The 23,712-nt window shown below is 67.0% G+C and carries 17 protein-coding genes; 7 read left to right on the forward strand and 10 right to left on the reverse strand.

The genetic code is table 11. The features are described 5' to 3' along the window. Window positions 1-2 precede the first annotated feature (2 nt). The gene (locus tag AC1D2L_RS17755) at window positions 3-1,667 is read left to right on the forward strand and encodes a Na/Pi cotransporter family protein (RefSeq protein ID WP_476847214.1); all 1,665 of its coding nucleotides are present in this window, start codon (window positions 3-5) and stop codon (window positions 1,665-1,667) included. 27 nt (window positions 1,668-1,694) lie between these two features. Here the strand turns inward: AC1D2L_RS17755 and AC1D2L_RS17760 are convergent, their stop codons facing one another. After that, window positions 1,695-2,705: a 2-hydroxyacid dehydrogenase gene (locus AC1D2L_RS17760; protein ID WP_476847215.1), complete on the reverse strand. Its 1,011-nt coding sequence runs from the start codon at window positions 2,703-2,705 to the stop codon at window positions 1,695-1,697. A 43-nt stretch (window positions 2,706-2,748) separates the two neighbouring features. After that, window positions 2,749-4,110: a (R)-1-hydroxy-2-aminoethylphosphonate ammonia-lyase gene (gene pbfA, locus AC1D2L_RS17765; RefSeq protein WP_476847216.1), complete on the reverse strand. Its 1,362-nt coding sequence runs from the start codon at window positions 4,108-4,110 to the stop codon at window positions 2,749-2,751. Between the two features lie 173 nt (window positions 4,111-4,283). Between pbfA and AC1D2L_RS17770 the strand changes: the two genes are divergently transcribed. Together AC1D2L_RS17770 and AC1D2L_RS17775 are read left to right on the forward strand one after the other, a co-directional pair. Then, window positions 4,284-5,162: a LysR substrate-binding domain-containing protein gene (locus AC1D2L_RS17770; RefSeq protein WP_476847217.1), complete on the forward strand. Its 879-nt coding sequence runs from the start codon at window positions 4,284-4,286 to the stop codon at window positions 5,160-5,162. A gap of 148 nt (window positions 5,163-5,310) precedes the next feature. After that, on the forward strand, window positions 5,311-6,954 hold the full coding sequence (locus AC1D2L_RS17775) for a dihydroxyacetone kinase family protein (RefSeq protein WP_476847218.1): 1,644 nt from the start codon (window positions 5,311-5,313) through the stop codon (window positions 6,952-6,954). Here AC1D2L_RS17775 and AC1D2L_RS17780 read toward each other — a convergent pair. Then, on the reverse strand, window positions 6,951-7,727 hold the full coding sequence (locus tag AC1D2L_RS17780) for an SDR family NAD(P)-dependent oxidoreductase (protein WP_476847219.1): 777 nt from the start codon (window positions 7,725-7,727) through the stop codon (window positions 6,951-6,953). The genes AC1D2L_RS17775 and AC1D2L_RS17780 overlap by 4 nt on opposite strands. A gap of 274 nt (window positions 7,728-8,001) precedes the next feature. Between AC1D2L_RS17780 and AC1D2L_RS17785 the strand changes: the two genes are divergently transcribed. Both AC1D2L_RS17785 and AC1D2L_RS17790 read left to right on the forward strand, forming a co-directional pair. Continuing rightward, window positions 8,002-9,015 (forward strand): ABC transporter substrate-binding protein, encoded by a 1,014-nt coding sequence (locus AC1D2L_RS17785; protein ID WP_476847220.1) that lies wholly within the window; start codon window positions 8,002-8,004, stop codon window positions 9,013-9,015. Window positions 9,016-9,078: 63 nt separating this feature from the next. Next, complete coding sequence (locus AC1D2L_RS17790; RefSeq protein WP_476847221.1) at window positions 9,079-10,845, forward strand: cache domain-containing protein; 1,767 nt, start codon at window positions 9,079-9,081, stop codon at window positions 10,843-10,845. Between the two features lie 10 nt (window positions 10,846-10,855). Here the strand turns inward: AC1D2L_RS17790 and AC1D2L_RS17795 are convergent, their stop codons facing one another. The 3 genes from AC1D2L_RS17795 to AC1D2L_RS17805 form a co-directional block, all read right to left on the reverse strand. Then, on the reverse strand, window positions 10,856-11,542 hold the full coding sequence (locus AC1D2L_RS17795; protein ID WP_476847222.1) for a Crp/Fnr family transcriptional regulator: 687 nt from the start codon (window positions 11,540-11,542) through the stop codon (window positions 10,856-10,858). Window positions 11,543-11,952: 410 nt separating this feature from the next. Further along, entirely contained in the window at window positions 11,953-15,024 is a 3,072-nt protein-coding gene (locus AC1D2L_RS17800) for a cyclic nucleotide-binding domain-containing protein (RefSeq protein WP_476847223.1), read from the reverse strand. A 315-nt stretch (window positions 15,025-15,339) separates the two neighbouring features. Further along, window positions 15,340-15,714, reverse strand: coding sequence for a hypothetical protein (locus AC1D2L_RS17805; RefSeq protein ID WP_476847224.1), 375 nt, complete (start codon window positions 15,712-15,714; stop codon window positions 15,340-15,342). 219 nt (window positions 15,715-15,933) lie between these two features. On the opposite strand from AC1D2L_RS17805, the gene AC1D2L_RS17810 reads away from it, so the two are divergent. Next, entirely contained in the window at window positions 15,934-17,373 is a 1,440-nt protein-coding gene (locus AC1D2L_RS17810; protein WP_476847225.1) for an FAD-binding oxidoreductase, read from the forward strand. A 96-nt stretch (window positions 17,374-17,469) separates the two neighbouring features. Here AC1D2L_RS17810 and AC1D2L_RS17815 read toward each other — a convergent pair whose 3' ends face one another. Further along, window positions 17,470-19,611: a hypothetical protein gene (locus tag AC1D2L_RS17815; protein WP_476847226.1), complete on the reverse strand. Its 2,142-nt coding sequence runs from the start codon at window positions 19,609-19,611 to the stop codon at window positions 17,470-17,472. A 221-nt stretch (window positions 19,612-19,832) separates the two neighbouring features. Then, window positions 19,833-20,759 carry a LysR family transcriptional regulator gene (locus AC1D2L_RS17820; RefSeq protein WP_476847227.1) on the reverse strand — a complete coding sequence of 309 codons (927 nt, stop codon included), beginning with the start codon at window positions 20,757-20,759 and terminating at the stop codon, window positions 19,833-19,835. A 232-nt stretch (window positions 20,760-20,991) separates the two neighbouring features. Here AC1D2L_RS17820 and AC1D2L_RS17825 point away from each other — a divergent pair, with 232 nt between their 5' ends. Next, window positions 20,992-21,780 carry a glutaredoxin domain-containing protein gene (locus tag AC1D2L_RS17825; RefSeq protein ID WP_476847228.1) on the forward strand — a complete coding sequence of 263 codons (789 nt, stop codon included), beginning with the start codon at window positions 20,992-20,994 and terminating at the stop codon, window positions 21,778-21,780. Window positions 21,781-21,810: 30 nt separating this feature from the next. Here the strand turns inward: AC1D2L_RS17825 and AC1D2L_RS17830 are convergent, their stop codons facing one another. Both AC1D2L_RS17830 and AC1D2L_RS17835 read right to left on the reverse strand, forming a co-directional pair. Continuing rightward, window positions 21,811-22,734 carry a GntR family transcriptional regulator gene (locus tag AC1D2L_RS17830; protein ID WP_476847229.1) on the reverse strand — a complete coding sequence of 308 codons (924 nt, stop codon included), beginning with the start codon at window positions 22,732-22,734 and terminating at the stop codon, window positions 21,811-21,813. A 111-nt stretch (window positions 22,735-22,845) separates the two neighbouring features. After that, window positions 22,846-23,562 carry a GntR family transcriptional regulator gene (locus AC1D2L_RS17835; RefSeq protein ID WP_476847230.1) on the reverse strand — a complete coding sequence of 239 codons (717 nt, stop codon included), beginning with the start codon at window positions 23,560-23,562 and terminating at the stop codon, window positions 22,846-22,848. Window positions 23,563-23,712 lie beyond the last annotated feature (150 nt).

Here is a 23,712-nt window from a genome sequence, read left to right on the forward strand (position 1 = left end):
CCATGCCTGGACAGACGCCGACGCAGATCCTCCTGGCACTGGCAGGCGAAGTGGTCTTGCTGCTTTGGAGCGTCCGGCTCGTCACCGCCGGCGTCTCGGCTGCCTTCGGCAGCCGGCTGCGCTCGCTCCTGACCGAGAGCCTCAACAGCCGCTGGCGCGCCTTTGCCGCCGGCGTCCTGGTCACGGCGGGGCTCCAGTCGAGCACCGCCACGGCAATGATGATCGCCTCCTTCGCGGAATCCGGCCTCATCGCGCTGGCGCCGGCGCTGGCGATGATGCTGGGCGCCAATGTCGGCACCACGCTGATCGTCCAGTTCGTCAGCTTCGACACCAGCACCGCGATCCCGCTGCTGCTGCTCGCCGGCTATATCGGCCTGCGCAAGTTCAGTGGCGTCGCCCCTCGCGAATTCGCCCGCGCGGTCTTCGGACTGGGCCTGATGCTGCTGACGCTGCGGCTGATGCAGGCGACCATGCAGCCGGTCGAGCATTCGCAGACACTGAAGACCGTGCTCGGCGCCTTGTCCCACGACCCGCTCATCGCGCTGCTGCTGGCCGCCCTGCTGAGTTGGGCGGCCCATTCATCCGTCGCCGGCATCCTGGTCGTGATGAGCCTGGGCGGAGCGGGTGTCATCGGCCTCGACACCACCCTGGCGATGGTGCTCGGCTGCAATCTCGGCACCGCGATGAACCCGCTGGTACAGTCGCTCAAGGGAGAGCCGGCGGCGCGGCGCGTTCCCGTCGGCAACGTCGCCAACCGCCTCATCGGCTGCCTCGCCGGCCTGGCCCTGCTGCCCTTCATCGTGCCACAGCTCGAGCGGCTCGCGATTTCTCCGCTTCAGGCCGCGGCCTTCGCCCATCTCGGCTTCAACCTGGTAATGGCGCTCGCCTTCCTGTTGCCGTTGCACGCGGTTGCGCGGCTGCTGACCCGCGTCTTTCCCGACGCCTCGCCCGACAGCGATCCCTCGCGCTCACGCTATCTCGATCGTTCGGCTCTCAAGACGCCGGGGATCGCATTGTCGAACGCCACGCGCGAAGTCCTGCGCATGGCCGATGTCGTCGAGGACATGCTGAGTGCCTCGCAAGTCGCCTTCGGCAGCGACGATGCCAGCAAGCCGATCCAGGTCAGCCGCGCCGACGATGTGCTCGACAGCCTCTACAACCAGATCCAGCTCTATGTCGGGGCGATCAGCCACGAGACGCTCAGCGAGGTCGAGGACGAGCGGCTGTCCGCCCTGCTCTCGCTCGCCATCAATCTCGAGCATGTCGGCGACATCATCGAGAAGAACCTGATGCAGATGGCGAGCAAGCGCATCCGCGACCAGCGTCGCCTGCCGGAGGACGATCTCGAGCGGATTGCGGAGATGCATGACCGGCTGCGCAAGCATCTGCGCCTGGCCGTCAACGTCTTCATCTCGCAGGACGAGGCGATGGCGCGTCGGCTGATCCGGGAGAAGGAGACGTTTCGCGATCTCGAGCGGGCCGCTGTCGAGCGCCATCTGACACAGATGCGCACGGGCAAGGTGGAGGCGCTGGCCGTCAGCGCACTCCAGCTCGATATCACCCGCGACCTCAAGCGCATCGACGCCCATATCGCTGCAACCGTGCATGGCCTGCTGGAGCGCCGCGGACTGCTCCAGGGCACGCGCCTGCTCCACGCCGCCGAATAGGGCGGCGCGGGCGCGCGAGACCGCTGATCAGGCGAAGGCGACGTTCTGGCGCTGGGCGCGCAGGCGCGGATCACGCGAGCGGATCTGCACCGGGCGCCCGTCCAGAACCTCGAAGCAGCGCGCCAGCGTGTCGTCGGAGAGCCGCCGCATCGCCTCATGGGTGAAGAAGGTCAAATGCGGGAACAGGATGACGTTATCGAGCCCGAAGAGCGGGCTCATCGGATGCCCGGCCTTGGCCAGCGGCTCCAGCGAATAGACGTCCAGCCCGACGCCGCCGAGCTTGCCTGCGACAACAGCCTCGACCAGCGCCGCCTCGTCGATCAAGGCGCCGCGCGAGACGTTGATCAACACCGCTGAGGGCTTCATGCAGGCGAGTTCCGCCCGGCCGATGACGCCGCGGCTGGCGTCGTTGAGCACACTGTGCAGCGAGACGAAATCGCACTGGCGCAGCATCTCATGGAGATCATCCACCTTCTCGATCCCGGCTGCCGCCAATGTCTCGCGATCGACATGGGGATCATAGCCCAGTACGCGTGCTCGAAATCCCTGGCCCGCCATGCGCGCCATGCTGCGGCCGATCTTGCCTGCTCCCACAAGCCCGAGCGTCGCGCCGGCGATATCGCGGCCTAGCCAACGCTCCTGAGGCCAGACCCAGCCGTCCCGGTTCATGGCGCGGCCGAGCTCGGGCAGGCGCTTGGCGAGCGCGATCATCAGGGCAAACGCGCCCTCGGCGACCGTCTCCTCGGCATATTCGGGCACGTTGACGACCGGGATGCCGCGAGCGATCGCCGCGGGAATGTCGATGGCATCGATGCCGACGCCGTATTTGACGATGCCCTTGAGCTTGGGTGCCGCCGCGATGACGCGGGCAGTGATCGGCGTGTAGCACATCAACAGCAGGTCGGCGTCCGCGACCTCGGCGATCAGTTCGTCCTCGGGGATGCCGTCAGGCAGGGTGACGAGATCGACGCCGCGCGCCAGCAGGCCGGCGTCGATCTCGGGGCATTCCAGTTCGCGGTCCGTGCGGACAGCCTTCATCGTAGAGCCTCGCGGTTGGGCGGATTGTCTGGACGCATCGGCCTCAGCCGGCGGCGATGGCGGTCTCGACGATGTCGAGTGCCCGGTCGAGGTCGGACTGAGCGATCACCAGCGGCGGCGACAGGGTCAGCACGTTGCCCTGGCTGATCTTGAAGCTCAGCCCCGCCTCGAGACAGCGGTAATAGACCCGCTCGGCCAGCGCGTTATCGGGCGCCATGTCGTTCTTGTCGGAAACGATCTCGACACCGAACATGAGCCCGCGCCCGCGGACGTCGCCGACATGCGGCGAGCCCTCGCCGAAGGCGCGCAGCCGCGCCATGGCCGCATTGCCGAGTTCCGCGGCGCGTTCCGGCAAGCCTTCCTCGCGGATGATCGCGATGGTGGTCAGCGCCGCCCGTGTCGTGACCGGGTTCTTCTCATGGGTGTAGTGGCCGATCGCAAAATCGCCGGCGACGTCGAGATCGCGCCGCGCGATCACCGCGGCGATCGGCAGGATGCCGCCGCCGAGCGCCTTGCCGACGACGAGGATATCGGGCGTCACGCCGTCATGCTCGCTGGTGAAGAAGCGGCCGGTCTTGCCAAGCCCGGTCGGAATCTCGTCGAAGATCAGGAGCGTGCCGTGCCGGTCGCAAGCCTCGCGGACGAGCTTCCAGAAGCCCGGCGCCGGAGGATTGGGCGTCGCCCGCATCGGCTCGGCGACGACGGCGGCAAAATCGCCTTCGCGGCCCAGCACATAGGAGATCATGCTGGCGCAGGCGCGGGCGGAATCCTCGAGGCTGTTGTGGCCATAGGCGCAGTGATGGCTGGCCCAGGGCGCGACATGTTCCGCGCCCGGCAGCAGTGGCCCTGCAATCCCCGAACGGAAGGTCGCCTCGCCGCCCACGCTCGAGGCGCCAAAGCCAGCGCCATGGAAGGCGTCCCAGAAGGATAGCGTCTTGAAGCGCCCGGTCGCGGCGCGGGCCAGCCGCAGCGCCACCTCGATGGCGTCCGAGCCGCCGGTCGTGAACAGCACCTTGCCGAGATCGCCCGGCGCGAGCTTGCCGAGCGTCTCGGCCAGTTCGACTGCGGGCTCGCAGGTGAAGCGGCGCGGTGCGAAGCAGAGGTCGTCGATCTGCTTCTTGATGGCCTCCTTCAGTCGCGGATGGCCGTAGCCGATGTGGTGGACGCTGTTGCCATGGAAATCCATGTAGCGCCGCCCGGTCGTATCCTCGATCCAGATGCCTTCGGCCTTGGCGATTGCCGTGACGCAGGGGCTCGACAGGCTCTGGTGCAGGAAGGCGCCGGAATCTCGCGCCAGCAGGCTTTTCGTCGCCGCGTCGTCGATCCCCGCTGACCAGGCGCCGCGTGCGGCCGAGGTGTTCGATTCACCCTCTGTATGGACGATCTTTGCGGTGCTGGTGGCCATGGCTCTCGATTCCCCGGAAGGATGCCTGAAGCCGCCTCCCCATTTCGAATGGCGCCACCATCCCGCAATCGGATCCATCTGCAAAATCGTTATTTTTGATCGTTACATAAGCTGAATCGTTATATGATCAGAGAGACGGTTTACCCTCCTGCTACCATCTTCAGGCCTTTTCGATGCGCTATGTCCAGCTCCGCGCCTTCCATCAGGTGGCCATCTCTGGCGGATTTTCGCGCGCCGCCAGCGAACTCAACCTGACCCAGCCCGCGATCTCGGATCAGGTCCGCAAGCTCGAGGAGGAGTATGACGTCCTTCTGTTCAGCCGGCAGAACCGCCAGATCGCCCTGACGGCGATGGGGGACAAACTGCTGGCGGTGACGCATCGCCTCTTCGACGCCGAGCATGAGGCGCGCGAGTTGCTCTCGGAATCGCGGGCCGAGCGGCTTGGCACCCTGCGGCTCGCCGTCGACTCGATGCACCATGTCCTGCCGGTTCTCACGGCATTCCGCGAGCGCCATCCCGGCGTGCAGATGGCGGTCAGCGGCGGAAACACCGAGACCATCGTGGCCCGGTTGCGGAGTTACGAGGCCGATATCGGCGTGCTCGGCGACATGGCGCCCCATCGCGATTTCGAGTTCATCCCGCTCAACGCCACGCCGATCATCGCCGTTGTCGCAGCCGCTCACCCGCAGGCGTCCCGCGAGACGCTGTCGCTGAACGAGGTCGCCACGCTGCCGCTGGTGATGCGCGAGAGCGGCTCGCGAACCCGGCGGCTGCTGGAACAGCGCGCGGCCCAACTTGGCGTGAACCTGCGCTACAGCATCGAGGTCGAGGGCCGGGAGGCCGTGCTCGACATCGTCGCGGCTGGCGCCGGCATAGGCTTCGTCTCGCAGGCCGAACTCGGCGAGGGTCGAGGCCTCGCGTGCATCGCGCTCGAAGGCCCGCCGATCCTGATGGAGGAAGCCCTGATCTGCCTCAGCGAGCGCCGCGACAACAAGACGATCCGGGCCTTCCTCGACGTCGCTCGCATCAACCACGGCGAACTGGCATCCTGAGGCGCGAACCTGCGCTGCGATGTCGATAGCCAACAGCCGCTCAAAGGAAGGCTTCTGTCTGAGCCACGGTTCAGGGCAATATCGCATCGATGGGCGCGGCCGGAATCGGCTGGCGTGATCGAGGCGTCGCAGGACAGAGGCTGACAGCATGAAGAAACTCGTCAACGAAGTCGCCGATGTCGTCGACGACCTGCTCGCCGGCCTGCTGCGCACGACGCCGGGCCTCGCGCGCCTCGAAGGCCAGCGCGTCGTCCTGCGCGCCGATGCGCGGGAGCTGGCAGCCGCGGGCAAGGTCGCGCTGATCTCGGGCGGTGGCTCCGGGCACGAGCCCGCTCATGCCGGCTATGTCGGCCCCGGCATGCTGAGCGCCGCAGTCTGCGGGGACGTCTTCACCTCACCCTCCGTCGACGCGGTTCTCGCAGCGATCCGCGCGGTCGCGGGCCCCGCCGGCGCCTTGCTGATCGTCAAGAACTATACCGGCGACTGCCTCAATTTCGGACTGGCGGCAGAGCTCGCGCGCGCCGAAGGCATCAAGGCCGAGATGGTCGTGGTCGCCGACGACGCGGCCCTGTCGGCCGGCGACGACACCGCCGGCAAGCGCGGCATCGCCGGCACGGTGCTGGTCCACAAGCTTCTGGGCGCAGCGGCCGAGAACCGGGCCCCGCTGTCCGAGCTCAAGGCGCTGGGCGAACGCGCCGTTGGCGGGCTCGCGAGCATGGGGGTCGCGCTCGGGACCTGCATCGTGCCAGCCGCAGGGAAGCCGAACTTCACACTGCCCGATGACGAGATCGAGTTCGGCCTCGGCATCCATGGCGAGCCCGGCGTGCGCCGGGAGACAATCCAGCCCGCGCGCGTGATCGTCGCCGACATCTGCAGCCAGATCTTCGCCGGGCTGGCGCAGGGCGACCGCGTCGCGCTGCTGGTCAACGATCTCGGCGCGACCACGCCCATGGAACTCCTGATCGTGGCGAATGAGGCCCTGACACGCGCCGAGGCGGCTGGGCTCCTGGTCGAGCGTGTGTTCGTCGGCCGCTACCTCACCGCGCTCGAAATGCCAGGCATTTCCATCAGCGTTCTGCCCGTCGACGAGGCCATGGTCGCGCTGCTCGATGCCCCCGCCCCCGCCTGGAAGCCCGGCACGAAGCCAACTGAGATCCAGACGATCCCGCTTTCCGCCCCGGCACGAACCCGCTTTGCCGACGGAACGCCGGATCCCGTCGCCCTGCGCTGCCTGATGCGGGCCATGGCCGAAATCGAGGCGGCGGAAGACGACCTGACCGAACTCGACCGCGCCGTCGGCGATGGCGATATCGGCATCAACCTCGCACGCGGCGCCAGGGCCGTCCGCGCCGCGCAAGCCCGGCTCGAGCAACTGGACCCCGCCTCGCTGCTGGCAGAAGTTGCGGAAATCGTCCGCCGCGATGTCGGCGGCACCTCCGGTGCGCTCTACGGCGCCGGCATTCTCAGCGCCGCCATGGCGAGGCGCGATGGCGCCGGCTGGGCGGCCTGCCTGCTCGCGGGCGCAAACAAGATCGCAGAACTCGGCCGCTCGCGCGTCGGGGACGGCACCATGCTCGACGCCCTGCTGCCGGCAGCCGATGCGGCAGTCGCGGGCCGCTCGCTGGAGGAATCGATCGAGGCGGGCCGCCAGGGAATGCAGGACGCTGCGCGCCACGCCTCCCGGCGCGGCCGCGCCAGCTATCTTGGCGACAGGGCCATCGGCAATGTCGATCCCGGTGCGCAGGCGGTCCTTGTCTGGCTGGACGCCATCCGCAGTTCGCTACGGGGCTAAAAACCCTTCAGCAGAGCTCCGCCATCAACGGGCATGACCGTGCCGGTGATGAACCGGCCGGCATCGGAGGCCAGCAGCAGGACCATGCCGTCAAGCTCGGCCAGCGAGCCGAGCCGCTGCGGCAGCAGGCGCTCGACATAGGCCTTCCCGGGTTCGCTCGCGAAGAAGTCGGCGTTGATCTCGGTCTCGAAATAGCCCGGTGCTATCGCGTTGACGCGGATCTGCGCGCGGGCGAGTTCGAGCGCCATGACGCGCGTCAGCTGGATCACGCCCGCTTTCGCTGCCCCGTAGTTCGCCTGGTATCGCTGGGGCGCAAGGCCGAGCACCGAGGCGATGTTGATGATCGAGCCGCCCTTGCCCTTGGCCATGCGCCGCGCGACGACCTGCGCCACGCGCCACACACCCGTCAGATCGGTGTCGACGACCTTGCTCCAGGCCTCTTCCGTCATGTCCAGAAAAGGCTGCGGCTCGGCGATGCCGGCATTGTTGACGAGCACATCGATCGGGCCGAGCGCGGCTTCGGCCTGGGCCACGCCGGCCTCGACGCTGGCGCGGTCGGTGACGTCGAGCGCCACCCGGCAGGCCCGCCCGCCCGCCGCCTCGATCTGCTGCTGCGTCTCGTCGAGCCGCTCGACGCGACGCGCCGCCAGCGCGACCGCAGCCCCCGACGCGGCCAGCGTCAATGCAAGGTGGCGTCCGATGCCGCTGGACGCTCCGGTGACGAGGGCCACGCGGCCCCGCAGCGCAAACCTATCGCCCGTCTCTGCCGACAATCCCGCTCTCCCCGAATGATAGTGCACGTCAACCGGCCGCATCGCGGCGGGGCGACCGGCATGGTTGGAGCATAGCCTAGCCCGGGAGGCAGGGCGGGCCAATGCAAGGCGGCGGCGCACGCAGCGCGCAACGAAACCGCGACCCCGCCGCCGAAAATCGGATATAGTCAGTCTGGCCGCACGGCCTCTGGCCTCCGCCCGGGAAACCCGGGCGACGGGTCCGGGCGCTTCCGGGTTACGTTTGCTGTCCGAGGGGAGGATGGCCTTGCGTTTCATGCCTTCCAGCTGTCCTCGCAATCCAGGTCGGGTCAGTCGGCGCGAATTCGTCGGGCTGCTCGGCGGCGCGGCCATACTGCCGACGGCCGCCGCCGCGCAGCAGCCTGCCCTGCCGGTCATCGGATATCTCGGCTCGGAGTCGCCCGAGGCCTATGCCAGCCGGCTCAAGGCCTTCCGCGCGGGGCTAGCCGACATGGGTTTCGTCGAGGGGCGCAATGTCGCGATCGAATTTCGCTGGGCGGAGGGCGAGTATGCGCGGCTGCCAGCGCTGGCGCTCGATCTCGTCAGCCGCCAGGTCAGCGTGATCGTCGCGCCCGGCGGCGCCGAGGTCGCGCTGGCGGCGAAGTCCGCGACCGCGACGATTCCGATCGTCTTCGAGTTGGGCGGTGACCCTGTAGCGCTCGGCCTGGTCGACAGCCTGTCGCGCCCGGGGGGCAACCTCACCGGCGTCTCCAGCCTGAGCGTGGAGGTTTCTCGCAAGCGGGTGGAGTTCATGAGGGAGTTCAGCCCGCAGTCCGGAACCTTTGCGGTCGCGGTGAACCCGACCAGTCCCACCTCCGAGTCGCAGCTGCGCAATCTCCGGGCGGCGGCGGCCAGCCTGGGCTTGCAGCTCAAGATCATCACCGCCAGCACCGAGGCCGGGTTCGACGCCCTGTTTGCGGGCGCGGCAGAGGCCGGCGTGGGTGGGCTGATCTTCACCTCCGACCCGTATTTCGCCTATCGCAGCCGCCAGCTTGCCGCCCTCGCCGCACGCCACGGGATCCCGGCCATTACCCAGTCGCGCGACTTCCCCATGGCCGGGGGACTGATGAGCTATGGCGGCGATTTCGAGCAGTCCCATCGCCACACCGGCATGTATGCCGGGCGCATCATCAAGGGCGAGCGGCCCGCCAACCTGCCGGTCCAGCGTGTCACCAAGGTCGAGCTGTTTCTCAACCTCAAGGCCGCCTCGGCGCTGGGTACACCCTTTCCCCCCTCGCTTCTGAGCAGCGCCGATGGCGTGATCGAATGAGCCTGCGCGAAGAGGGGTCGGGCCGAACGAACCAGCCGGCGAGCCGGTGCATGAGCTGACACGGTGCCCAACCTACGCCACAGCCCCAGGACGTCGCTGTTCGCGAAGTATTTTCTCGCCCTGTTCGCGGCGGTCGTGGTGCCGCTCGTCATCGCCGGCGCGAGCGAGGCATGGTTCGGCTATCAGGACCGGCGCGCCCGGCTGAACGAGCGCCTTGAGGCCGAAGCCCAGTCCGCGGCCGCCCGGATACAGGATTTCCTGGACGGGATCCGCGATCAGCTCGGCTGGACGGTGCAGCTGCCATGGTCCGAGAGCGCCGATGAGCGCCGTCGGCTCGATGCCCTGCGCCTGCTGCGGCAGGTGCCGGCCGCGGTCAACCTCGCGCTCGTCGACGCCGCTGGCAAGGAGCGGCTTTTCGTGTCCCGCATCGGGCTGAACCGGACCGAGAGCGGCATCGACCTGCAGTCGGACCCGGCGGTGGCGGGGGCCCGCGCCGGCCATGTCTGGTACGGGCCCGTGACGTTCCAGGGTGGCTCGGAACCCTTCATGACGATCGCCATGGCGGGCAATCGTTCGGCGGTGGGCGTTGCCGTCGCGGAGATCAATCTCAAATTCATCCGCGACGTGGTCTCGGCGATCCGCATCGGGCAGACCGGCGAGGCCTTCGTGCTCGACCAGCCAGGGCGTCTCGTCGCCCATCCCGATCTCAGCCTGGTGCTGCGAGCAGACGAAGCCGTGGCGCGGCCGCTGCGGGAGCTGCGCGCCGGCATCCTGCGCCGCTCGGGCGAGGCGATCGCCGGCCGCGACAGTGCAGGGGTCGCGGTCCTCGCCGCCATGGCGACGATCCCCGGCGTCGACTGGACCGTCATCGTCAAGCAGCCGGTCGCCGAGGCGTTCGGTCCGATCTATGTGGCGCTCCGGCGCACCGGGGCCTTGCTCATCGCCGGCGCGGCGCTTGCCGGCCTCCTCGCCTACTGGCTGACGCAGCGCATGATCAGGCCGATCCGGCTTCTCGAGGACGGGGTCGCTCGCATCGGGGCCGGGCAGTTCGACCACCGCATCGAGCTTGCGACCAATGACGAGTTCGAGCGGGTCGCGGAACGGCTAAACGCCATGGCCGGCGAACTTGCAGTTTCGCAGGAGCGCTCGGAACGTATCAGCCGCCTCAGGCGCTTTCTCGCGCCGCAGGTCGCCGAACTTGTCGATCGCGTCGGCGACGACCACCTGCTCGACGGCCGGCGCGTCGACGTCGTGGTGGTGTTCTGTGACCTGCGAGGCTTCACGGCGTTCTCCGCGCGCAGCGAACCCGAGACCGTGATCGGCGTGCTCGGCGACTACTACGACGCCCTCCAGCGCGTGGTCAGCGAGCATGGCGCGACGCTGACGAGTTTTTCCGGCGACGGCGTGATGGTCCTCGTCAACGCGCCGGTCCCTTGCGAGGCCCCCGCGCTGCTGGCGGTCAGGATGGCGGGCGACATGCAGGCGCGCGTGCAGGCGCTCTTGGCCGACTGGCGCGATCTCGACGGCAGGCTGGGCTTCGGCGTCGGGATCGCGATGGGCCCAGCCACCGTCGGGCGTATCGGCTCGGAGGGCCGCCTCGACTACACCGCGATCGGCAACGTCGTGAACCTCGCCTCGCGGCTCTGTTCAAGTGCCCGTGACACGGAGATCCTGGTCGACCGCGTCGCAGCGCGTGCGGTCGGGTCGGGCGCTCGTCTCGTCGAACTCGAGCCTCGCCACCTCAAGGGTTTCGACAAGCCGGTCCCGGTCTTCTCCGCTGCCTTCATGCCGCGATCGACCGGGCCCGACCGAGAGTTGCCAGCCCCTTGAACGCGGGCGTTCACCCCGTTCCGTTCGCCGTCAGGCGCCGAAACTCGTCGAGGTGGTGGATCGTCAGGCGGCTGCGACCCAGCGACAACAGCCCTGCCCGTTTCCAGGATTGCAGCTGGCGGTTGACGGTCTCGCGGGTGACGCCGGTGAGCGAGGCCAGTTCATCCTGCGAGATATGGATCTCGCTGCCGTAGTCGGTCGCCAGCATCAGCACACGCCGCGCCAGCCGCATCGATGCCGGCAGGAAGGTGGTCTCCTCCATGCGCTCGATGAGGTCGCGCAGACGGGCGCAGAGCAATTCGATCAGCTGTACCGCGATGGTCGGCTCGTCCTTCAGGAGGTTGAGGAAGTCGCGCCGCGGCAGGAAGAACATCTCGGTATCCTCCATCGCGACCGCGTCGGCCGTACGCGAGCGGCCGTCGAGCAGCGCGATCTCGCCGAAGACATCGCCTCCACCCAGGAAGTTCATCGTCATCTGCTGGCCGAGATCGTTGGTCGACCCGATGCGGATCTGGCCCCTGCGGATGGCGTAGAGCCCGTCGCTGGCATCCCCCTTCAGGAAGAGGACCGTCCGGGCCGCCAGGTGCTGCGGCCGGCACATGCCCGCAATCCGCTCCAGCGCGTCCTGCGAGAGCCCCGCGAAGAACGCGTTCGCCGACAGGAGGCGCGCGATGCGACCAGAGTCCAGCTCACTCATCGGATGCCACACCAAGGCTACTGCGACGTGCCTTCGAGACATGTGACGTCGCGCACAGAAAAAGCAGCGAGAACCGAACAGACTTCCCACCGACAGCACGCGCAATGACGACAGAAGAATGCGCGGAGAGCCTGTCTAGACAGGGAGGTCACATTGCAAAACGGTCGCAGACATCATCGCTCACGCCTAGAAATAGCAGCAGTTGAACCGCGGCGCGAGCCCGAGCCGATCCATCAGGCTGGGCGCTGCCCTTTCCTCGAAGGCTTCGGCCGCGCGGTCGGCAAGACTGCATCCTGGCTCGTCCAGACAGTCAGCGGCAGGCGGACACGCTCGAAGTTCGAGCCGCTCGACGAGCGCACACTGAACGATATCGGTCTGTCGCGCCTGCAGGCGGGCGACTGGGGTCCCCGTTAGTCCGCCGCGCGGTCGTCGTCCTCCCGCTCGCGCTGGTTGGCGGCGGCCGCATTGCCCTGGAGGCGCTTGACCATCAACCGCATGATAGACAGCGCCATCTGCGGGAACTCGGCAAGCAGCGCCAGGAATATCTCCTTGCGCAGCTTGAGCGTGTCGAGCCCGGAGGTCGCGACGATGGTCGCCGACCGAAGGTCGCCGGTGACGAGGCCCATCTCGCCGACGATCGCGTTCTGGGCGACGCCCGACATACGCACGGGGCCGTCATGGGTCTCGATCACCACGTCGGCGGTGCCGGAGAGCAGGACATAGGCGGCGTCTGCCTCGTCCCCCTGTCGAAACAGCGCGTCGCCGGCGGCGAAGACGACGCGTTCGCTGGTGAAGGCCAACAGCTTGAGGCGTGCGGTGTCGAGCTCACTGAAGATCGGCACCGAACGCAGGACCCGGATCTCGTCGGTGTCGACCGGCGCCGGGCGTTCAAGACCGGTCCCGGGTCGATGCCCGGCCATTGCAGCATCCGCCGCCGCCAGCCTGGCCCCGTCGAAGGCGACGTACAGGTCGAACGCATGGTCGGGGCCGATGTCGCGCCCCGCCACGATCAGGGTGCGGCCCGCCATGGCGCCACGGATGCGATCCAGGATCTGCCGTGCCTCGGTCTGGCCGAAAGCGCCTAGCGCATTGTTCAGTATCAGCAGTTGCGGCCGCTTGACGATGCAGCGCGCCAGTGCGAGCTGCGCCTTCATCGCCGGGAACAGCAGCCGGCCGGCATAGCCGGCAGGCTGCTCGAGCCCGAGCCGATAGACGTCGTCGTCGAGCCCGAGTTCGGCCAGCGTGTCGCGGATGACCTCGTCGGCCGCGCCATGTGCGACGAGCCCGAACAGGATGTTGTCGCGCAACGGCGCCGCGGCGCAGTAGCCTTGGGGATCGTAGAACGCGATCGCATTCTTCGGATCCGTGGAGGCGCGCTGGCGAAAGGCGGAGCGCGCAGCGAGGATGTTGTCCTCGATCGTCTTGTCGAGCAGTCCGAGCCGGTGTCGAGGCTCGACATAGAGCAGGCTCAGCCCGATCAGTCTGGTACGGTCGGCCTCGCCCGCCGTTCCGGCTTCGAGCCGCGCCAGCAACTCGCGATACTCCGGGAACTCCTCGGCCGCGATGAAGGAAAACCACTCGAACATTGCATGCCCGGGCGCGAGGTCGCGGAAGATTTCCAGCATCGTCGCGGCGATGCGTCGTCCGATCTCCATCAGTGTGTCGTTCAGGCCGAGATCGGCGAGAACCTGCCGGGTCAGGGCGTGGCTGGCCAGGTTCGCGCCGACCAGCGCGGGCTCGACTGGCACTCCGAAAAGGATGTTTTCTCCGATCGTCGCGTTGCGGGTGTAGAGCGCGGGGTCATAGGGCTCGATCTCGACGCCACCGCCCCGTTCGGCAAGGCCGGCGCGGATGCGCGCGCGTATCTCGCGGATGCGCAGCACGACATCGGCCGGCGTCGCGGGATCGAGCTTGCGAGCCAGCCCGAAGCCGAACACCGCCTCCGCGAGCCCGACGATGCGCAGGACCTCGATGAGGCGGGTGGCAAGTTCCTCGTCGTCGGCCGCGCCCGCCCGGCCATTGTCGATCGACCAGCCCTCGGGATTGCTTGCATCGAACACGACCCGGCGCAGGCCATACAGAATGTTGTCGCGAAAGCTGCCGTCGAGGATCACGGGTTCCGGGCCCGCATAGGCGATCGCCTGCCCGCGCATCTCGGGCGAAAGTGCCGAAATGGGCGTGCCGCCGATGGTGAGCGAGCCCTCGCCTGTGCTCAGCGAGCCGCCGAGCAACTGCGCCAGGATTCCTGCACCCTCACTGACCCCACCCGACAGCGCGATGTGGCGGTGCAGAGGCAGCGACAGCGAGACCCTGTCCAGCACGTGGTCGCCGGCCGGGTTCAACACGGTCAGCCCCTTCGCGACGATCACCGCGTCGGCGGGGAAATCGGCAGGCGCATCGGCGCGCAGGACTCCGCCTTGGGCTAGCGCCTCGCTGTTCAGTGCGAAATGCTCGACGACCTGCTGGAACTTGGCCTCGATATCGAGCCGCTGCTGATCCCAGTCGATCAGATCCTTCACCGGTGGCGGCAGGTCGCGATAGGCCGCGATGACGGCCACGAGTTGGCCGAGGTCGAGGCTCCCGCTGAGCGCGAAATAGCCACCGACGGCGAAGTAGAGGAAGGGCGTGATCTGCGCCAACAGGTTGTTCAGCGTCTTGACCGCGAATTTGCGCTCGTAGAGCCGGTACCGGATGCCAAAGAGCAGCTCCAGCCGTTGCGCGACCTGATGTCGTTCGACCGCCGAGGTTCCGTGGTTCGAGACCTCGCTCAAGGTCTCGACGACCTCCCCGATCTTGCCGGCAAAGGCGCGCGAGGCCATCTGGCGCTGCTTGCCGAGGCGGATCTGCTCGCGGCGCAGGCGCGGGATGACGGCGCCCTGGATCACCACCATCGTCACCGCGATGAGACCCAACGCCACGTTCTGCACCAGGATGAAGATCAGCGCCGTCAGCACCTGGCCGCCCAGGAAGACCGGCTGGACGAAGGCATCGCCGACGAAGCCGCCGAGCGGTTCGACCTCGTCCTTGATGATCGTCGCGGCCTCGGACGGTTTGATCCGCTGCAGTGCCTCGGGCTTGAAGCTCAGCAGCGCCGAGAACAGGTCCAGGCGCAGGTGCTGCAGCAGCCGCTCGCCAAGAGCGCCCTTGCGCATGTTGATGATGTATTTGAACAGCCCGTTGATGAGCACGAGCAGCAGGAAGATCCCCGATAGCACGAGCAGATATGACAGGCGATCGAGCCAGACGCCGTCGAACAGCACGCGCGGACCACCCAGCGCGGCCGGTAGGTTCAGCGTGACCTGGAGCAGCCGTGCGGTCTCCTGCCCGGCGGGAAAAGCGCGGCCCTGAAGCGCATTGGAAATGATATTTCGCGGAAGATCCAACGAGAAATAATAGATCGGGAAGGACAGGATGACGACGCAAAGAATTCTGATCTGGCCGCGGCGACTGTTTCGCCAGATGTAGTCGAACAGCCCCACCATGCCTGCCATCTCTTCAACAATGAGAAGAACGCTGCAATGTAAATCGTGTCCACGCGTGCCGCGTATCGTGCTGCCTGCGCGCTGAATATAGCAGAATTCAAATACCGGTTCGGCGCCTAGGGCCAGGCTCGAAAGCCCGGCCGTCCTGCGCCTGCTCCCCCTTGTTTCGCAACACAGCTTGCGGCGCGCCCTGAGCAACGCCAATGAAGCTGCTTTACTGATCATGATAACAGATCAGACAATGCAAGCCGTGTCCTCACTCATTTTGTATTGCCTGCCCCGCCAGCAACGGCACCTCGCAGCTTTGACTGCGATTCAATTCTGCCGGGCGCGGGTAGCGCTGCCAAAGACTGCGGCATCGATCTCGGCGCGGGCAAGGCCGATGTCCTTGAGCAACCTGTCCTCGCGTCCCGACAGGTCCCCGGCCACGCGACGCAGGCGCATCCGGCGCGAGAGGCTGCGCGCCCAATGCGCAAATCCACCGATCCAGCGTCCGCGGGACGGCGGGCGCGGCTCCTCCTCCGGCACCGCAAGATAGGGGCCGTGGACTTCATAGACGAACTGCTCGCGCAGGATCTGCCCGATCGCAAGGCGCTGGAACCATCCCGCAACACGAGGCTGGCGACGCGGGCGGACAAGCATCGCCGCGCCGGCTTCAACAGCGAGGAAATCGCGTTTCAGACTGTGCATCGTACGCTCCACTGCTGCTCGCACCGCCGTGTCCGGTCGGTGGTGCGGTCTTGGTTGCGGGATCGGGCGCGCCGCGTCTGTGAGGCAGGACACAGAGCGCGTCGGGCGGGGATCGCGGGGTTGCTTGTGTGACCTTGATCACGGACGAGCGTCCGGATCGGGCGCAGATTTCGGACGCCGGGGGCAAACACCAAGAACACCCATTCGGGAGGAAACATCATGCCTGCCCAAAGCCTTACGACACTGGCTGCCGGAAAGACGACGATCGACGCTCCAGCCATCGAGGCGCTTGCCGCCCAGCTCAGCGGCAGCCTCGTCGACGCCAGCGCCTCGGACTATGACGCTGCGCGCGCGATCTGGAACGGGATGGTCGATCGCAGGCCGGGCCTGATCATACGGTGTATGACGGCCGCCGATGTCGTCAGCGCCGTCCGCTTTGCCGCTGGCAACGGCCTGCTCGTCTCGGTGAAGGGCGGCGGCCATGGCATTGCCGGGAACGCGGTCTGCGATGGCGGGGTCATGATCGACCTCTCGCGGATGAAGTCGGTCCGTGTCGATGCCGCGGCACGACGTGCCTGGGTGGAACCGGGCGCGACGCTCGCCGATATCGACGCCCAGACGCAGGCCGCCGGACTTGCCGTGCCAACCGGCATCAACTCGACCACCGGCATTGCCGGGCTGACACTGGGCGGCGGCTTCGGCTGGATCACCCGCAAGTTCGGCCTGACAATCGACAGCCTCGTCTCGGTCGAGGTGGTGACGGCCGACGGCGAACTCCGGCGCGCCAGCGCCACCGAAAATCCCGAGCTGTTTTGGGCGCTGCGCGGTGGCGGCGGCAATTTCGGGGTGGTGACCCGCTTCGAGTTCACGCTCCACAAGGTCGGTCCCGATGTGCTGGCCGGCCTCGTCGTGCATCCGTTCAAGGATGCGGAGATGGTGCTGAAGGCATACCGCCAGGCGCTGGCCTCCACCCCTGACGAACTGACGTGCTGGGTCGTGATGCGGCAGGCGCCGCCGCTGCCCTTCCTGCCGGAGGAGTGGCACGGCAAGGAGGTGCTGATCCTGGCGATGTGCCATTGCGGCGATATCGCCGCGGGCGAGACGGCAACGGCGAGATTGCGCGCGATCGGAACGCCCATCGCCGACGTCGTCGCCCCGGTTCCCTTCGCGGCATGGCAGCAGGCCTTCGATCCCCTGCTCGCGCCCGGCGCGCGCAACTACTGGAAAAGCCACGACTTCACCGAGCTTTCGGACGGGGCGCTCGCTGTGCTGGTGAACGCGGCCGGACATCTGCCGGGACCGGAATGCGAGATCTTCATCGCCCATGTCGGGGGCGAGGCGGGCCGCGTCGCGGCCGAGGCGACAGCCTTCCCGCAACGCAGCTCGCATTTCGTCATGAACGTCCATGCGCGCTGGCGCGAGCAGGCCATGGACCAGAGCTGCATCGGCTGGGCCCGCGAACTCTTCGAAGCGGCGCGGCCTTATTCCGCGGGCACCGCCTATATCAACTTCATGCCCGCCGATGAGAGCGACCGCGTCCAGCAGGCCTATGGCGCCAGCTACCACCGCCTTGCCGAGCTGAAGCGGCGTTACGACCCCGCGAACCTGTTCCGCATGAACCAGAATGTGACCCCGACGACCAGCTCGCGGGCGGCTTGATCCCGGAGCAAGCCGCGAGACTGCCCGGCGAGCGCAGGTAGAGCGCCCGCCGGGCAGTAATCCATTCCGCCCGCCATCTCCCGGGCGGAGATATGATCAGATCAGGTCCAGCGGCTCGCCATACCGGGCCTGGCCATGCCCGGCGGCGCGCAGGAAAGCGATGGCCGCGTCATCGATTGCATGGAGTTCCGGTTCGTCGCGGACCATGTGACCGATCATCTGGCCGATGATCGCACCCTTCGCATGCAGGCTCGCCAACGGTCCACTTTCGCCGACGCCCGTATAGAGCGCCTGGAAATAGGCGAGCTGGGCCTCGAAATGCGCGACCTGCGCCTCCGACGCCGTGCGGCCGAAGACATCCCGATAGGCGTCGTTCAGGAAGTCGATGTCAGTAAACCCGCCATAGTCGGTCTCGAACTTGATGGTCTCCGAAAAGCCCCGGCCAAGCGCCTCGTAGATGCCAAGTGCCGGGTTCGACGAGCCGGTGTCCCGATAGGCGTTGTACTGCAGGGTGACGAAGGCGCCGAGTTCGGGAAGATGCTGTTGCGTCGGGGCGACGCCGGCCAGCAGGGCATTCGTGATGACCGCCGGCAGCGTGCTGAGATCGGCCCGGTCGACGAGCGTGCCGATATAGGCGTCGAAGCTGTAGAGCTTGTTGGCGAGATCGACGACGATGGCCTGCGCGGCACTGTCTGCCAGTTCCAGGCCGAGCACATTGAAATGCGCCGCCTTGACCTGGCCCAGCGTGATGGCGGGCGGCTCCGGCTCCTGAGGCGTGTCCGGCGTGATCGCAAATAGCTGCGCCTTCACCGCGGATCCGCTGGTATCGCCTTCGGCACCGCCCAGCCCCCAGCTGTCGTCCTGCCAGGTCACGACGATACCGCCGGTCGCGAGCACGGCAATCTGGGGGCCTGACTGATCGCTTTCCGTCGCGGTGTTCACCAGGAATTCGGAACCCATGCGATCGCCGTTGGCCGCAAAAAGCTGAGCCTTGACGGCGGATCCACTGCCGTCCCCGCCCGCGCCGCCGACGCCGGCGCTTAAATCGTTCCATGTCACAATAAAGCCGCCGTGCGGAAGCGCTGCGATCCTGGGTGCGTACTGATCGTCGAAGATGGCCGTGTTGATGAGGATTTCCGGCCCGATTGCGACCCCACCATCGTCAAACACCTGGGCTTTGCTGGCGGAGCGACTGTTGTCGCCCGAAGCGCCAGCTACTCCCTCGCTGAGATCCGACCATGTCACGACAAAGCCGCCCTGTTTCAGCGCAACGATCTGGGCGCCGAACTGGCTATTGAGCGTCGCCGAATTGACGCGAAACTCAGTATCGACAGGGGCGAAGTCCCTCGCGGCGTTGCTGAACACGCGCCCCTTCACGGCGGTCCCGCTGGTATCTCCCCCGGCGCCCCAGACGCCTCGGCTCTCATCGTCCCACGTGATGACGAAGCCGCCGTTCTCGAGGCTCGCGACCTTCGGCCCCCATTGATCGCTGGCGACGGCTGTATTGACCAGGATCTCCGTGCCGATGGGTGTCCCGTCGGCGTCGAACACCTGCGACTTGATCGACCAGCCGCTGCCATCGCCCTCGTAATCTTGCCAGACGACAACGAACCGCCCTTCCGGCAACCCCGCGACGACTGGTTCGAACTGCGTGTCCAAAGTTTTCGTATTGACGAGCAGTTCCCCGCCGCTCCGTGCAAAATTGTCGGCGCGGCCAAGGAATATCTGCGCCTTGATATTAAAGTCGGCCGCATCGACGCCGTCGCTGTTATCCGCCCAGGCAACGACGAAACCGCCATGGCTGAGGGGCGCAACCTGCGGATAGCCCTGCTCCATCGGCGTTATGGTGTTGACGAGAATTTCGGCGCCATCACGCGCGCCAACGACGTCGAAGACCTGGGCCCTGACGTCGAAATCACCGTTGCCCTCGCTGGCGTCGGTCCAGACGACGACAAATCCGCCCTCGCCCAGCGCCGCAACCAAAGGAAGAAGCTGGTTGTCCTCGGTTGTCGTGTTGACCAAAATCTCGCCGCCGACCCGGGACCCACCGCTGTCGTAGACCTGCGCCTTCACAGCCAAGCCGCTGGTATCGCCTTGCGCTCCGCCAACACCGGCGCTCTGGTCCATCCAGGTGACGACGAAGCCGCCATTCGCGAGCGCCGTGATCCTCGGCTCGGACTGGTTCGCATCGACAGCGGTGTTGACGAGGATTTCGGTATTGACCGGATTGGCTGGCATGGTGAGCGATCTTCCTGGCCGATCGCTCGACCTCAAGCTCCGCGCAAGCAGGTCCGCGCGGACACGAGCCGCGCGTTACGGCGAACGCTGCATCGACCCATGCAGAGTCTAGGGATCGGGCGCTGCCGAGACCATGACTGGGAGCCCACACTTGTTGACCCTGCGTCCCAAACTCCGGTCGGCGTGGATCTGGACGTTGCACCGCGCGGCGCCTGCACCGCTCACGCGTGGTCGGCATCACCGGTCGCTGCGATCAGCTGGTAGAAGGCCTTGGCCGCCTGGGTGAGGTGCCGCTCCTTGTGGCGCAGCGCCAGGAAGTCGCGATGCTGGCTGGGAAACCCGCCGGCGCCCCCTTGTGCCGTGACGTCGAGCGCCACGAGCAGGCGCGACCGCAGCGCCCCCTCCGCAACCAGCCGCGAGATCATCGTCGCGCCTCCCCCGGCCGCGACGGCGGCGCAAACGGCCTCGTTGGACGGCAGCTGCAAGGTGATCGTCAGGCCGTCCAGCGACAGCCCAGATGCGCCCAATGTCTCCTCGAACAGCGCGCGCGTGCCCGATCCCGGCTCCCGGACGATCCAGGGCGTGGCCGGAAACTCGCTGACATCCACGGCCCGGCGCGAGGCCCAGGGGTGGTCGGGTGCCACCAGCAGCGTCATCTCGTCGGCGCCGACATTCTCGACCGCCAGCGCGGGGCTGTCGATCCGCCCCTCGACGAAGCCGAGATCGGCGAGGCCGTCGAGCACCGCAGCCGTGACCGTCGCGGTGTTGCCGATGGTCAGGCTGAGCCCGATGCCGGGATGACGCACCTTGTAGCGCTGCATCAGCGGAGGCAGCCAGTAGTTCGCCACGGTCTGGCTGGCCGCAAGCGTAAGGGAACCGTGGGTCAGGCCGGCGAGATCGGCCAACATGGTCTCGGCGGCCGCCGCGCGCGCCAGCACGGCCCGCGCCTCCGTGAGGAAGATCTGTCCCGCCTTTGTCAGGACGACGCGCCGCCCGACCCGGTCAAACAGGGTGACCGCGTGGCGCGCCTCGAGAGCCGCGATGGAGGCGCTCGTCGCCGACTGCGTGAGATTGAGGTCGCGCGCGCCTTGCGTGACATGTTCGCGCTCTGCGACTGCAACGAAGATCCGGAGCTGTTCGAGGGTCATGGCGGCAGGATCGCACTGTGTGTTGGCGAGAACGCCACATCCTAGATCCGCGCGGTTGATTGATCAAATCGCTCGCTCGGCACCATCTAATCAGGAAATACGAACGGTCACCTTTACCGTCGACGAGGCAGTGATGCGCGGAGCATCAATCTGGATTGCTCGTTACGATCGTAAAGTGCAATATCCCGTCGTTCGCTAGGCTCTCGTTTCGACTGTTGCAGAGGAGACCGCCATGACGCTCGCCCCCATGACAAACGCCGCTCCACAGACTGCAGCCCCGCTGAGGGTGTTCTGGCAGCCCGGCTGCTCGAGCTGCGTGAAGGTGAAGGAGTATCTCGCCGCCAATGGCGTCGACTTCGTCTCGGTCAACATCCTCGCTGAACAAGGCGCCATGGACGAGTTGATGGCACTGGGCATCCGCTCGGTGCCCGTGCTGCTTCAGGGCGAGCGCTCGACCTATGCGCAATCCCTGGATGACGTGGCGAAATTCGTCGGCCTGGCCCGCGACGCCAAGGTCCTGCCGCCCGAGGTGCTGATCGATCGCTGGCTTCAATTCCTGCGCATCTCGCGCGATCTGTTCGGGCGCCTTCCGGTCGACCAGTTGGAGACCCGCCCCGTGCCCGAGCGCGCACGCTCCAATCGTCAGCTGGGCTCGCACATCTTCCAGATTCCGGAGAGCCTGCTCGAAACAGTCGAGACCGGCATCAAGGATTCCCGCGACATCAGCAATGCCAACTATGACCATCTGCGTAGCAAGGACGACGTCCTCGCCTATGCCGACAGCATCATCGCCCGCCTGGAACGCTGGCGCGCAAGCGTCGACCGGAGCTGGTTCACATCGACCGTCGAGACCTATTATGGGCCCCAGCCTGCCATGCATGTGCTGGAGCGCGGGACCTGGCACTCGGGCCAGCATGCCCGCCAGCTCGATCTCGTCGTCTCGACCCTGACCGGGACACCCGCCGCCATCCCGCCCGCGACCTATGAGGGGCTGCCGATGCCGGTCGGCATCTGGACCTGACCACGACGCCGCAACCGGAAGCAGCGCGGCTCAGCCCCGCGTCGCCAGGACTTCGCGTATCTCGTCGTAGCTCTGCTCGACGTTCTCGAGATGGCGCCGCAGCGCAACTGCGGCCTCCTCATTGCGCTCGGCCTCCAGCAGGTCGAGCAGTTCGAGATGCTCCAGGCAGTGCTGGCGGAAGCGCCGCCGGTGCGGGGTCGCCTTCTCCGAGAGCAGCCGCCTGATCCGGTTCACGCGGCGGATCGTCTCCAGGAAGAACGGATTCTGCCCGCCGCTGACCAGGCATTCGTGGAACCGGACCCCGCGCACGAACAGCGCGTCGGGCGACATGCCTTCGGCGCCGCTCTCCAGCATTTCAAGCTCGATCTCACGGCACTGCGCCGCCATCACGCGGTCCAGTCGATATCCGGGCTCGAGCAGGCTTGCGGGTTCGAGCGCCTGCCGCAGCCGCAAGGTCTGTGCGAGAGCCTCCGGCGTCATCAGGATCTCGGTGAACTGCCAGCCATAGCCAGTGCGCCGCTCGATCCAGCCCTCGCCCGCGATCCGGCTCAGGATGATGCTCAGCTGGGATCTGGAGAGATGGTAGCGAGACTTCAGATAGGTCTCCGTCACCGAGACCGGTAGCTCTCCCGCAAGCCTGTCCCTGGCGATCGCCCTGTAGGTCTCGCCGATATCGTCGGATGCCGGCGAGGGCTCGCCGCCCTCCCGGACCACTCGCGGCGCATCCGAGACGAAATAGCCCCGGTTCTCGTGATGGACGACCGAGCCTTGCACTTTGAGAAGGTTCAAGGCGCGCGTGACCGGCGTCCGGGAGGCGTTGAATTCACGCGCCAATTCCTGGGCCGAGAGATGCGTGCCGGCAGCGAGTGCGCGCGACTGGATGAGCTCGGCGATCAGGACCGCGAGCCCCGTCGTCCCCTCATGCCGGGCAGGCCGTTTCTGTCCCTCGCTCATGAACGATCCCTCGCCCGCTCGTAAGACCCGCCGGGCGTTCGCCTGCTTACCACCCTTCGCCGGGGCTCCGCATCAGCTGTGCGCCGCAAAGCCCCGTTATGCTCGCCGGCTTCAGATCAGGTCGTTCTCCAGCGCGAAGGCGACGCAACCCCGGATGTGCCGCTCCAGCAGCACATGGGCCTCGGTGACATCGCGCTTCAGGGCGCAGTCCAGCAGGGCGCGGTGCTCGTCGGCCGCGGCGCGTCCGCGAAAGATCACGAACACCATCTGGTAGCGCAGATAGCGGGCATAGACCCCCGAATGCAGCTCCAGCAGCGCCTTTGACCCGCAGGCCGAGACCAGCGCCTGGTGAAACTCCCAGTCATAGCGCTTCCATTGCTGGGTCTGCGAGCCGTCGCCGGCGAGCAGCCCCGCCTCCATCCGGCCGAGCTTGTGATGGGCAGCGACGACGCGGCCCTCCCACTCCATGTCGCCGGTCGCGAAGGACTGCGCGAGCGCGTCTTTCTCGAGCAGCAGGCGCAGCTCCGCGAGATCCTTGAGATCGCTTCTGGAGCATGGCGCGACCTGGAAGCCGCGCTGTCCCTCTGCCGTGACAAGCCCCTCCGGCGTCAGCCGGCTGAAGATTTCGCGCAGCGTGCTGATCCCGACGCCATAGACCGGCTTCAGTTTCTCCAAGGTCAGGCGCTGGCCGGGGCGCAAGCGGCCAAAGACGATGTCGGAGCGAATACGCTCATAGGCCTGCTCGCCGGTCGAGGCCTGCTGGGCCTGCGTCGCCTCACTGGCCTGTGCAAAGTCCTCGCCTGCAAGTTCACCCACCGAATTGGTCATTCCAGCCACCATTCTCGCCGCGCATGGCCTGGCCCGAGCCGGGACCACAGCGCCACCCACCAGCCAACGACTATCATATAATCATAGAAATATCGGTTGAAATTGAATCCGTCAGATGCACTATCACGGCAAAGCCGGAGCGCAGAGCAA

Source organism: Allobosea sp. P1_B10 (assembly GCF_056406735.1).